The sequence below is a fragment of the Amphibacillus cookii genome, from assembly GCF_016908375.1.
GTDB classification, from domain to species: Bacteria; Bacillota; Bacilli; order Bacillales; family Amphibacillaceae; genus Amphibacillus_C; species Amphibacillus_C cookii.
Window position 1 is genome coordinate 104,565 of sequence record NZ_JAFBDS010000008.1, and the last position, 12,243, is coordinate 116,807.

The window sequence follows — 12,243 nt, forward strand, 5'->3', positions numbered from 1 at the left end:
ACACCACTCTTTACAAAATAAATTTTTCTAGAATATATGTCGTTCCATATGACTCCATTAGTGCCGCTAGAATTATAAATCCGATAAGTAAAAGTAAAAGAAAACCGTTAAACTTCAGAAGTTTATGTAGTGTTATCTTCTTCTTAATTAACATGATAATATTTATCCAAATATTCACACCTATAGTGGCCGCAAGTATGATTGTTGGTATTTCGACAATTCCATGAAAAGCAATAAATGAAAAGGCATACCCTAAAGATTGTTCAACGGCTAGGCTTTTAATAACCACACCAAGAAAAAGTAATTCATTTACAATAAATATAAGAGAATAAATTCCTAGAGATAAAACAGCTAAAAATATTGCACGATAGTTAACAAACACATTGTTAATAAATATCTCCGAAAAGCTCAATTGTAGATTGGGAGCGTATTCCAAAGGGATATTAATCATATATCCTAACAAGAATGAAATACTCGCTAAAATGAACAAACATAGGTAGATTTTAAATAATATCTTTTTCATTAGTTTGATTTCTCCTGTATGTTGAATGTAACTTTGGTACCTTCCTCTATCTCCAGAATATGTGAAGTGAATTTAGTTAACCTCTGATCACTAGAATGCGTAGAAAAGATAATAATACCAGCTTTATCCTCAATATAGTTTTTGAGAAAAATTAGTAATGCGTTTACGGATGAATGATCTAAATTCACAAAAGGTTCATCAAATAAGATAATCTTAGGAAACGTTATTAGGCTAATGATAATTAAAACCTTTTGTCTTGTACCAAGCGAGAGATTTCTTATTATTGTATCTTTATAAGGTTCCATTTCCATAATGGAAATTAGATGAAGAAATAGAGTTTTTGTTTCTTCTTTATCCAAGTCATCACATAGGGAGCAAACAACTTCATAATGCTCTTCTAGCGTTAAGAATTCAAAAAGAAAGTTACTATTATTAATTAAAGTCACTTGCTTCATATATTTATCATAATCATCTACAATAGATAGCCCGTTATAATTCACATCTCCTCCATCCATCCTCGATATCCCAGCAAGGATATTCAATAATGTTGTTTTTCCCACTCCATTTTTTCCGATCAGAGAAACAATTGACTTATCGGGAATCATTATACTTATAGTTTCAAAAACAGTTTTACTTTCAAATTTCTTAGAAATATTACTTATGTTGTACAAATTTTCCCCTTCTTTCAATTGCGTATAATGCCAATAAATATAAGACAGCTGCAATGGTGTATAAAAACATGAACACTGTAAACATATACAAAGACTGTGATCTGTGTACTAATACGATTAAATAACTTAAAAGTATAATAGGGAGTCCAAAAAGAAAATAATCTTCCAAAACATTATTCATAGCTAAACTATTTAGATTTAATTGAAGATCATCAAAATCATATTGATAAGATTTGACACATCGTTTAACTAATATAGTAGCGATCACTATCCACTGAACACAAATTAACAGCGAGAGTACCACACTAAATAAATTACAGCGATTGACCGCTAGTAAGAAAATAACCCATAAAGACACTATAGGGAAAGTATTTTTTAATAGAACTTTCAAAATGATTCTGTCGTATTCTTTTTGTAAGTTAAATTTTTTAATCAAATAAAAATTTGCGTATTTTATATTATCCGATAAGAAAGCATTAGCCAGTATTCTAACCAAAAAAAGATTTAGAATAGTTGGATACACTGAAAAAGTAACGACACTAATATAATTTATTGCATCCTCTGAAAGAAGTGAATAAATAAATGTTGTGATCATTAATAAAGAAATTATAATAACCAATACATTAACCGTTTTTTTATAATCTGATCGAAAGAAGCTCGTATGAATAAGCTCTGAGAGATTACTAATTCTTTTAAAGGGAGACTGCCTGTACTCAAGTCCATCAATTCTATATGCAAGAGATTTAATTTGATCTTTCCCTTTTATAGGTACGTGGCCTTCTGCTTTAAATAACTTTATGTATAAGAAAACAATTGTTATAAAGACTAATATGCCGCTCATAATTGCGGTCCCAAAAGCTGACAACCATACAGGGGTTCCCTTATAAATATGCGTCATAAAAGAAAACATATTTGCCATTAAGATTTTATTACCGAACAAAACTCTCCATTTATACAGAAATAACTTGCTATTATTTTTTAAGTTAAATTTTTTAAGATTAATATTTATGAATGTTAGTTCTCTGATCATTTCTTTTATAACTTCAGGGCTATATTCATAGAAGAAAAGTAGAAAAGAAAACAATGTAGCTACCCCAAAAGCAAGCGGAACTGATGAGAACTTGTAATTAATCACAATATATATAAACATTATGATTATCGATCCTATGTGACGAGATAGTTCAAAAACAATGTTTAAGAATTTAATAAATTTGTCAACATCTTCTTCATGAAAAAAAGATATAAACTTTCTTAGCGTGACTCTTAATTGATATTCTCTTTCCCTTTTCTTCTGAATACGATTCATTTTTGCATAAACCTTTAATGAATTATCTTCTCTCATTTATCATCACCTAAAAAAAGAAACGTAGACAATGTTCATTATGCCAATTACTATGGTAATTACTCCAATTACCATAACCGTAACCAACACTTTTCGTTGTTCCTTCGTCATTTTCTTTTTCCTCGTTTTATTCATATTGTAAACACATTAATTAAAGACAACAGAAATGATCCAACAAAGTAAATTGTTGAGATAATGATACTACCTTTTTTATCAAAGGTATCATTTGTTTTATATAGATAACAAAAAATAAAAATAACTTTTGCAAGCAATGCTAATGGAATAACACTGAGCTTTTGCAAAGTAATAAAATTAAAATCATTGACTAAAAATATTAACAACTGAGTAATAACTACAGCTATAAAATTCCCAAATAATACGGGCGTTTTATAGATTCTGAAAAGCGTTTTTTTTCTTAATACTAAGTATGTCAGTATAGTAAGAACGACAATATCCAATAGAACACTTAGCAGTGCCATAATAACTTGAATAATGACAGCAATTAATTTTATGAAAAGGATATTATCTTGAACTAAATCTATTTCATCTAAAAAGAAACTCATATTACTTTCTACAATGTAATCTGTTTGAACTATAGATGTTAATATGAGAAATAAAAGAAATACCATTAAAATCATGTAAAAATTTAATTTATCTTTATCCACGCTACTATTACTTATCATTATCTTCTCCATTCACAGAATAAACATTTTTTCTGTTTATTTAAAATAAAGTTTTCATAATTCTGATACAATAAGAAAAATGGTTACTAGAACCCCTTTAAAGGGATTCTAGTAACTTAATTCTACGTTACCTACTCTACATAGCTTTGGCTGCTTGTTTTCCTACTGCCTTTGCAGTTGCCATAATAGCTGCACGATAACTTATAATGATCGCGCCAGCCGCGGCCCCTATGCCTGTCAAGGAGACTAGTACAGAAATAACTGTTGCAACATCTAGAACAGCTAAAATAACACCAGCTGCTTGCATACTACAACCGATTAATCCTACAATCTTAGTCATGGTCTCACTCCTTTCATCCGATTGTTAAATGCAGATACATTAAGAATATTTACAATTATGTCGAGACTGTCTTTATAAAATAGGAAAACAATAGAATTTATAAAGAACCGAGCTTGAATTACCTGAAAAATAACTAAGTACACACTACCAAATATCTACATTTACAATTATATACTAATTAACCGTTTGAATCCTGTCAATTAAAACCATACCCTATTTTTTTACATTAAAGTTTCTTTTTAGCCATATATCTACATTAATCTACATAAACCACCATAAAAAGACTTTTAAAGAAATAGTATAAAAAAGACTTTTTAATGATAAACAGGTTCCATTAGACGGTTATCTATAATAAATGAACACGTCGATAATCCCCTTCATACCGCAGTGTCCAAAAAAAAGCAAACGTAATACACCTTCCACAATCCTATTTTTCAGGAAAAACGGTGGCTTCGAATTTTTTTATTTTCAAAACCGCCGTTTGATATTTTAACTTACTATATTACTTGTCACCATTACCGACAAATTGCATTTTTCCTTTTTGAATACCCCAAACTTCATCAGCCACAGAAAATTTCCAATGTTTGATCGATTTTGACCTAGATGAATTATTTAATCACCTTATCCTCTATTAAACTTAAGAAAGCATTCAAGATTCTATTTGTTCGCGCTACAGCACTAATTGTTAACGATAAGTCTTCAACAGGAATAAAATCGATATCTAAATGTCTTAAATTTTGAGAAATCAATTGTGGCACTACCGTCATCCCTTCGCCTGAAAGAACATATCCATACAAAAATTCACCGTAGGGAACATATTTAGTAATATTTAATTGAATATTATGATCATCAGCATACGACTTAATTTTAATCGAAGTATCACAAGGAGAACTGTGTAAAATCAGAGGGTATTGCTCAATTAATTTCCAACTCAATTCATCCACTTGACCCAAATTATAATTCTTAGGAACAAGTGCTACATACCCCTCTGAAAAAAGATCTTTTTTTACGAGCGGACCATTATAAAAGAAATTGTCGATCAAGCTAATATTGACTTGATTGTTCTCTAATGCATGAATTAAAGCTTGAGAATAATTTTGAATAAAGACACAATGATTTTCTAACTGAAAGCGAGGTAAATACGATGTAGCAACACTAGGCAAACTACCTATGATCATTTTATTTGATCCACTTATTTCTTGTATTTCTCGTTTAATTAAATTGGATTGCTGAATCAAACTTTTTGCTTGATTATAGAGATAACATCCTGCTTCTGTGACTTCTATTCCTTTCGTTGTTCTATTTAATAAGCGCGTATTATATTCGCCCTCTAAGCCTTTCAATTGTTTGCTAAGGGCTGGTTGTGAAATGTTCAATCTTTCAGCAGCTTTAGTAATACTTTTCTCCTCAACGATAACCATATAAGATTTTAACCATTCTAGATTCATCGTTTACCTCCATAACTTTTAGTTATCAACTGAATAACGATTTTATATTTCAACGTCGATCGCATTTATTATAGAATAAAGCAAAGATAATAGATACATTGACAAGATCCATTTTATTTAAATTTAACTGAAAATTTATTTTCTATCTATAACAAATTGGAATAAAAGGAGCGTTTACTATGAAAGCAGTCGTTTATGATGGTGGAAATAAAGAGCTCGTTTACAAGGAGATACCAATTGATATTCCAAAGGCAGATGAGGTTAAAGTCAAACTAAAAACTGCAGGCTTGAATCGACGTGATTTATTCATAATTAATGATGCGTCTCATACAGCTAAACCATGTGTTCTTGGTTCGGATGGAGCCGGTATTATAGTTGATTTAGGCAGAAATGTAACAGATTTTAATCGCAACGATGAGGTCATTATTAATCCAAGCTTAGGGTGGAAATCCAAGGAAAGAGCACCGGTAGTACCGGAAATTCTAGGTTCACCTACTGATGGTACGTTTTCAGAATATGTAATTGTTCCAAAAGAAAACTTAACTCTAAAACCCAGCTTTTTAACTTGGGAAGAAGCAGGTGTATTATCATTATCTGCCTTAACTGCTTATCGCGCATTATTTACAAAAGGGGCTTTACAGAAGGGACAACATTTGCTCATACCTGGAATTGGAGGCGGTGTAGCAACATTTGCTTTAATGTTTGCCAAATCTATTGGAGCTGAAATTACAGTCACTTCTAGAGATACAAATAAATTAAAAAATGCAAAAAAACTTGGTGCAGATCGTTTATTGAATACAAATGATAACTGGAAACAGGCTTTAGAAGAAAATAGAGTAGATGTGATTTTAGATAGTATTGGTACAGCGACTTTTTCTAAATATTTTGATGTTTTAAAACCAAATGGCACTATTGTAAACTTTGGTCAAAGTTCTGGAGCAAATATTAATATATCACTAAAAGAACTGTTTTTTTCACAATTCAACATCTTAGGAACTTCAATGGGTAGTAAAGAAGAATTTGATAAAATGATTCAATTTATTACAAAATATAAGATCAAGCCTATTATTGATCAGAACTATCCGTTAACTGATTATCGAAAAGCGCTTGCTCGAATGTCAGATGGTTTACAATTTGGAAATATCAGCTTAACTATTGATTTGTAGTTTTATTGAGCTCAAGAATAAAGGAAAGAATTCCATAATCATTGATTTTCCTCTATACTTTCTTGATTTCAAGCATTAAACTTTGATCACAAACATGCAGAGCCTATAGGATTCAGAACTCATCTTATAGGCTCATTGTATCTAATTATTTTAAATGGTTCATTTCGTCATTGGGACTAACGCTACAATAACTATTTATATAATGGAGTAAAGGCATTTTGCTTACGCTACCTTAACTTCATTGATATTTTACAAACAATTTCCAAGCCAATTCATTTCTAGTGCTCACACCAACCTTATCATAAATAGCTTTAAAATAATCTTGAACCGTGTAGGTGGAAATATTAAGTTCACTCGCAATTTCTTTTGTAGTATAACCTTGTAAGCTCGTTTTCACTACCTGCTGCTCTCGATCCGTTAAAGCATATGTTTCTAGTAAATGTTCTAACATTTCTTTAGCAGAAGCTCTATTTATTGTGATAACAATGGCTTCATTTTCTGAAACATCCGTTTGTAAAAAGGAGACGGATGCTACCAATTGCATTTTATTTGCTATCGGAATAAAGAGTGTCAAGTTTTTTTCTTTCCGAGCTAGAAGTCTAAAGCACAAAGCTTGAATGGGTTTAGGAAGACGCGTTAAATGTTCAGAACACTCAAATTCTCGCAATAAGGTGATATATCGCTTCCCCGCTTCGTTCATTGATTGTAGTGATAAATGCTGATCTATAATCATTACGCCGGGATCAGTGTATAGGAACTCTGAACTGCTTGCTAATTCCATATAAAAGTAATCTCTTAATGCTTTTCCCATTATGGACGATAAACCTTCTAAAAGTAACACTTCTTTATCAGTAAAATGTGGCTTTCCCTTTCCCTCTTTTTTAAACAGTGTTAAAAACCCGTAACAACTTTTCTTATCCATTAAAGTGACGCGCATTTCATCCGAGAATTGGTGTGGCTGTAATATATCGGTGTAACGTTTACTTTCCCGTTTACCAAAGGTATCACTTAATCGAGCAACTTTAACAGAAGATTCTACTAAATCTCGATATAAATGTACATCATCTTTGAGATATTCAGAAGTTAATAACTTTTGATGAATAGGTTCAATAGAGCATTCTGTTATTGCTCCGACTGTCGTTAATGTCATTGGATTTACTGCTGCACAACAATACGCATCGAAAGAAATCTGCTGTTTTAAACGCACCATCATGCTTTTTCTATATAGATAAGAATCCGTATGACTTCGCCAAATGCGATTTGACTTCTCTTTCCAATAATCGATACCGTGCACCAATTAAGTACCCCCCTTATTCATGGGATCGTTTTTATATAATAACACTTTATAATTGATAATGATTATCAATATAAATTATAACAGTGGGAGGACGAGAAGTGAAGAGAATGTTATCGCTCATGTTATTTCTTGTTTAACAGCTAGTAATAATGAAATTGGAACCAACCCGATCAAAAAAGGAGATAATTGAGTCATAATAATGCGTTCATCAGAATCACCAGCAGTATTTGCAAAAGGATATGACTGGAAATTATTCTGCAACAATGGTCTTTGTGACACTTGATAAAGAAGAAGCTTTATAGCTAAGCTCACGTGTGATCGATTATCTTAGATGCTAATCCAGCTACCATAGCTGGTGCGTTTACTCGACAAAAGAATACACGTCAAAAAATACAGTATGGGATGGGAAACACAAATGAAAAATACTAATTGGAACAGTCCAACCGTTCAAAAATATCAACAAACCATTCGTAATAAAATTCCTGGATACGATTTAATGTATGAACAAATGTTAGCTATTATTGAGGCAAGTTTAGCACCTCAGGAATTATTGATTGTGGGAGCTGGAGGGGGACAGGAATTACTTATACTAGGAAATCGCTATCCTCAAGCTTTCTATACAGCTTTAGATCCTTCCGAAAATATGCTAGAACTTGCTAGAAAAAGAATAAGCTATGTTTCATTAAAAGTAGATTGGCAAGAAACAACACTAGATAATATTTCTATCAAAAAACAATATGATGTAGTAACTTGCCATTTAGTGCTCCACTTTTTAAAAGAAGAGAAAGAGGCATTTTTAGAGCAAATAAGCAAGAAAGTAAAACCAGAAGGACTTCTTTTTATTTCAGCAATTATGGAAGAAGAGAAAACGAAGACCCTTCCATTTTGGATTCAACATATGAAGTTTTACAACATTTCAGTCGCTGATTGTGAACGTTTTGCTGCATCGTTTAACAAAACAACACATCCACTACCTACTTCTATGTTGCAAAAAATTTTACAGAGGAATGGTTACGAAACAATCATTCCTTATTTTAAAAGCTATGCCATTGAAGCCTATGTAGCAAAAAAGGGAGTAAAAACATGATAAATTCTGTGATGATTATCGGTGGTTATGGTGAAGTCGGCGGAAATATAGCAAGGCAGCTAGCACAATCAACGGACTTACGAATTTTGATTGCTGGAAGACGTTTAGCAAAAGCTAAATCTTTCTGTCAGCAACTTGGTCCCAGTGCTCATGCTGTCGAAATAGATATACAAAAAACAAAAAGTTATGAAAACATCTTACAAGCAGATTTAGTTATCATGTGTATCGATCAGAAGAATACAGCTTTGGTTCAGTATTGCTTAGAGCACCATATTCACTATATTGATATAACAGCTAATTTTGCTTTTCATAAGCAAATTGAGCAGCTTGAACCTCTGGCACAACAGTCTACCGTTATAATGAGCGTAGGCTTTGCCCCAGGTCTTTCTAATTTACTTGCTAAACACCTTGTGGATCACATGGAGCCTATTGAGGAATTACATATATCTATTTTATTGGGATTAGGCGAGAAACATGGAGTTGGGGCGATTGAATGGTTGCTTGAACAAATGAATCAATCCTACACGATTAAAAAGAATGGTGTTACACAAACCGTCAGAAATTTTTCAGAAAGAAAGATTACTTATTTTAACAGATTAGGAGCAAAGAGTAGCTATCTATTTAACTTTTCGGATCAGCATGTTCTGCAACAAAAGATGCCTCGTAGCGAGGTACAAACCTACCTTGCATTTGATGTAGAGTTAGTTAATCGTTTACTAGCTATTTTTCATCGCTGGAGAATAACGTCACTCCTAAAGTACTCCTGGATAAAGCATGGATTAATTAAAATGATTCAAAGCTTTCGCTATGTTACGTCAAGTTCAGATATATGTGCAATAAAAGTAGAAGCTATGAATAGAGAAGACCATCAAATAAATGAGATTCACCAGATATGGTATGCAAACAATGAAGCTATGATGACAGCTTATATAACCGTTTTAGTTGTTAAGCAATTCATTTATTCAACGCTGCCTTATGGTATCTATCATATAGATGATCTATTCTACATGGGCGAAGGGGATATAAAGAACCAGGTTTTCAACGCTATCAAATAACGAAGTTTGAACAACTCAATTGTAAGAGATGAATCTAGACGAAATAATAGAATTATCCAGTCTTTCATTTAAAGAAATGTTCAAGATTAAAGTTAGTGTATAAAACATTCAAGAAAAGTGATTTGTACTTCTTGCACTAATGGTGTAAGCATTGATTAGCAAAGGTGACGTGGGGATTAACTGTTCTTATTTAAGTCAAAATAATACAACATCAGAAAGTTTCATAAGAAAATAATCTTATGGAGAGAAGAAACACAATAAATATAATAATGGAAAGAAGAAACACAATTCCCATAATCAAAGATATTCCCATGGTATATATCCCCCTCTAAGCTTTATTTAACTTATTAATATGATTTGTACCACTTTATCATCATAATATTAAAACGCCTATTTTTTAGGGAAAACGGTGGCTTCGAATTTTTTTATTTTCAAAACCGCCGTTTGATATTTTAACTTACTATATTACTTGTCACCATTACCGACAAAGTGCATTTTTCCTTTTTGAATACCCCAAACTTCATCAGCCGCAGAGGACACTTTTTTTGAATGTGTTACAATAATCACACACTTGTCCTCCTCCTGTGCCAGTTTAATAAGAATGTCTAGAATAGCGTTCTCTGTATCTGTATCAAGATTGCCCGTAGGTTCGTCCGCAATGATGATATCTGGATTATGGGCTAAAGCTCGAGCGATACCGACGCGCTGTTGTTCGCCGCCAGACAGTTTCAAAACCTTGCGGTCTGCTTTTTCGTCGTCAATGCCCACTTTTTCCAAAAGTGTGTACGCAATCGCCTTTTTGTTTTTATCCTTTACATCGCTGATATTCATGGAGAGAACGATGTTTTCAATTGCCGTAGCGGTGGTAATAAGGTTAAAGCTCTGAAATATAACACCAATACTTTTCGCCCTATAAGCATCACGGTCTATTTTTTTCAAGTCGCTACCGCCTAGTAGAATTTCGCCTTTTTCGCACACATCAAGTCCTGCAATCAAAGAGAGCAGTGTAGATTTACCGGAACCTGATTTTCCGACAATGGCATATGCCTTTCCGGGTTCAAATTGCGCGCTGATTCCTGCCAGCACATTCTTTTTTGTCCCCTCATATTTATAGGACACATTAGTCAATGTTAATATACTCATGAAACATCCTCCTTAATTCCGATCCATCAATATTTTGATCGGTTCATATTTTGTTGTGCGCAGGATACCTGCAACGCTTGCTATTCCGGCAAGAGAAAATGCGATCAGGACGATTTGAAAAATAGCATTCAGGCTTAAATCCACTTGAATCTCTGACAGTGGTTCCTCGTTAGAACTGGTGAAAACAGCCTCCCCGACTCCTGTACCGCCGGATGCCGGTACACCGCCATCTGTATTACTCTCTTGGATAAGTTCGATTTGATTGGCCAACAAACTATCTGCTACAGGCTGCGAAACCACCATCCCTACGCCAAGACCTAAACATAGACATACTCCGGTGATAACGAACATTTCCGTCAGCAAGCCAAGGGCAACCTTCCACTTTTTCATACCCATTGCTCTTAGTACGCCAATTTCATATTTTCGTTCTCGGATTGCAAGGGTAGAGAGAAGAATGAGAATAAGCGCACCGAGAATCAAAACAACAATTAAAAATGTATTTGTTACCTTTGCCAGCCCTTCAACAGGTCCGACTATTTTTTGATATCCGGCTTCGTCAGTCGTAACCTCGTAATAATCCGCCAGCCCTTTTTCTCTGAGTTCTTTTTCAAAAGCCGAAAGCAGTGTCGGGTCTTTTAAAAAATATTGAGCAGAAACCTTTCCATATTCTTCGAAAATTTCCATACTAACAACCGTCTCGAAACTTGTTAAAATTTCGTTATTTCTATTTTCTATTGGTAATAGTTCATCGGGTTTAGAGCCAAGCATTGTGTTATCCATATAGATGCCAGTAACAGTCAAGCTATGTGTCATTGGTTCATTCTCATAATAACTGTCCACCTCAATAATATCGCCGACAGATATGTTATTAAGACTGGCGTATTGTTCGCTAACCATACATTCATTGAGATTCTTATACATTTCCCCGCTGGTAATTTTACGAGTTCCACTTTCGAAATCGCTGTTTTCTTCCGGGCTGTCTGTTGCAATAATTTGACCTTTTATTGGAACAGTTTCAGGATTTTTTGTTCCATCTGCCCTTGTTGCACCACTGAGAAAATCATTAATAAGGTCATCCATTTCGCTTTCACTGAGTGCAGACAGATTTCTTGGAGAAATCTCCATACTTGCCGATAAATTCGTGCTTTGCAGCAAGTCCGATTCTCCAAATTCTATCTGCTGCTGCGGCGTGAGTTCTTTATAGTTCCTGACTCCTTCTTGGGTTTGAAGTTTGTCAAAGGCGGCGTTGATTGAGACTTCTGCTCCAAATCTCTCCTTATAATCTGTAATGATAGCCGCTGTTGTCGTGTTAATAATAATAGACACGGCTGTCGTCAGAATAATGGCAAAAACGATGATAGCCATTAAACTGTTCCTGCCCTTGTTTCTGCCGATGTTCTTTACTGCATTCTTAATAATGTACACTGTTTGTCCACTCCTTTAGTCAATAGTTATTCGTCGACATAATCAGCGTAGCAAATGGAATGT

Annotated in this window: 12 protein-coding genes; 3 read left to right on the forward strand and 9 right to left on the reverse strand. The window is 33.5% G+C overall.

Annotated elements, in window-relative coordinates; translation table 11 throughout:
* Positions 1–10: 10 nt before the first annotated feature.
* The 6 genes from JOE23_RS12455 to JOE23_RS12480 all read right to left on the reverse strand — a co-directional run bounded on the left by JOE23_RS12455 (position 11) and on the right by JOE23_RS12480 (position 5,007).
* A complete protein-coding gene (locus JOE23_RS12455; protein ID WP_204438834.1) occupies positions 11–523 on the reverse strand; it encodes a stage II sporulation protein M in 513 nt (170 codons plus the stop codon).
* Positions 523–1,194 carry an ATP-binding cassette domain-containing protein gene (locus JOE23_RS12460; RefSeq protein WP_204438835.1) on the reverse strand — a complete coding sequence of 224 codons (672 nt, stop codon included), beginning with the start codon at positions 1,192–1,194 and terminating at the stop codon, positions 523–525. Before JOE23_RS12460 ends, JOE23_RS12455 begins: the two co-directional genes overlap by 1 nt.
* Positions 1,178–2,536 (reverse strand): hypothetical protein, encoded by a 1,359-nt coding sequence (locus tag JOE23_RS12465; RefSeq protein ID WP_204438837.1) that lies wholly within the window; start codon positions 2,534–2,536, stop codon positions 1,178–1,180. The genes JOE23_RS12460 and JOE23_RS12465 overlap by 17 nt, the downstream gene beginning before the upstream one ends.
* Positions 2,537–2,667: 131 nt before the next feature.
* The gene (locus JOE23_RS12470; protein WP_204438838.1) at positions 2,668–3,219 is read right to left on the reverse strand and encodes a hypothetical protein; all 552 of its coding nucleotides are present in this window, start codon (positions 3,217–3,219) and stop codon (positions 2,668–2,670) included.
* 136 nt (positions 3,220–3,355) lie between these two features.
* Complete coding sequence (locus JOE23_RS12475; RefSeq protein WP_017473187.1) at positions 3,356–3,559, reverse strand: hypothetical protein; 204 nt, start codon at positions 3,557–3,559, stop codon at positions 3,356–3,358.
* Between the two features lie 608 nt (positions 3,560–4,167).
* Positions 4,168–5,007, reverse strand: coding sequence for a LysR family transcriptional regulator (locus JOE23_RS12480; RefSeq protein ID WP_204438839.1), 840 nt, complete (start codon positions 5,005–5,007; stop codon positions 4,168–4,170).
* Between the two features lie 179 nt (positions 5,008–5,186).
* Here JOE23_RS12480 and JOE23_RS12485 point away from each other — a divergent pair, with 179 nt between their 5' ends.
* On the forward strand, positions 5,187–6,173 hold the full coding sequence (locus JOE23_RS12485; RefSeq protein ID WP_204438841.1) for a zinc-binding dehydrogenase: 987 nt from the start codon (positions 5,187–5,189) through the stop codon (positions 6,171–6,173).
* Between the two features lie 238 nt (positions 6,174–6,411).
* On the opposite strand, the gene JOE23_RS12490 is transcribed toward JOE23_RS12485, so the two are convergent.
* Positions 6,412–7,467: a helix-turn-helix transcriptional regulator gene (locus tag JOE23_RS12490; protein ID WP_338021918.1), complete on the reverse strand. Its 1,056-nt coding sequence runs from the start codon at positions 7,465–7,467 to the stop codon at positions 6,412–6,414.
* Positions 7,468–7,885: 418 nt separating this feature from the next.
* Between JOE23_RS12490 and JOE23_RS12495 the strand changes: the two genes are divergently transcribed.
* A complete protein-coding gene (locus tag JOE23_RS12495) occupies positions 7,886–8,557 on the forward strand; it encodes a class I SAM-dependent methyltransferase (RefSeq protein ID WP_204438845.1) in 672 nt (223 codons plus the stop codon).
* Positions 8,554–9,612: a saccharopine dehydrogenase family protein gene (locus tag JOE23_RS12500; RefSeq protein ID WP_204438848.1), complete on the forward strand. Its 1,059-nt coding sequence runs from the start codon at positions 8,554–8,556 to the stop codon at positions 9,610–9,612. Before JOE23_RS12495 ends, JOE23_RS12500 begins: the two co-directional genes overlap by 4 nt.
* 465 nt (positions 9,613–10,077) lie before the next feature.
* Here JOE23_RS12500 and JOE23_RS12505 read toward each other — a convergent pair whose 3' ends face one another.
* Both JOE23_RS12505 and JOE23_RS18195 read right to left on the reverse strand, forming a co-directional pair.
* Positions 10,078–10,755, reverse strand: a complete 678-nt coding sequence (locus JOE23_RS12505; RefSeq protein ID WP_204438849.1) for an ABC transporter ATP-binding protein — start codon at positions 10,753–10,755, stop codon at positions 10,078–10,080.
* A 12-nt stretch (positions 10,756–10,767) separates the two neighbouring features.
* Entirely contained in the window at positions 10,768–12,180 is a 1,413-nt protein-coding gene (locus tag JOE23_RS18195) for an FtsX-like permease family protein (protein ID WP_204438850.1), read from the reverse strand.
* Positions 12,181–12,243: the final 63 nt, after the last annotated feature.

Coding starts and splice junctions, on each gene's coding strand:
- JOE23_RS12455 (WP_204438834.1), bottom strand. CDS start 523: ATGAAAAAGATATTATTTAAAATCTACCTATGTTTGTTCATTTTAGCG.
- JOE23_RS12465 (WP_204438837.1), bottom strand. CDS start 2,536: ATGAGAGAAGATAATTCATTAAAGGTTTATGCAAAAATGAATCGTATT.
- JOE23_RS12470 (WP_204438838.1), bottom strand. CDS start 3,219: ATGATAAGTAATAGTAGCGTGGATAAAGATAAATTAAATTTTTACATG.
- JOE23_RS12475 (WP_017473187.1), bottom strand. CDS start 3,559: ATGACTAAGATTGTAGGATTAATCGGTTGTAGTATGCAAGCAGCTGGT.
- JOE23_RS12480 (WP_204438839.1), bottom strand. CDS start 5,007: ATGAATCTAGAATGGTTAAAATCTTATATGGTTATCGTTGAGGAGAAA.
- JOE23_RS12485 (WP_204438841.1), top strand. CDS start 5,187: ATGAAAGCAGTCGTTTATGATGGTGGAAATAAAGAGCTCGTTTACAAG.
- JOE23_RS12495 (WP_204438845.1), top strand. CDS start 7,886: ATGAAAAATACTAATTGGAACAGTCCAACCGTTCAAAAATATCAACAA.
- JOE23_RS12500 (WP_204438848.1), top strand. CDS start 8,554: ATGATAAATTCTGTGATGATTATCGGTGGTTATGGTGAAGTCGGCGGA.
- JOE23_RS12505 (WP_204438849.1), bottom strand. CDS start 10,755: ATGAGTATATTAACATTGACTAATGTGTCCTATAAATATGAGGGGACA.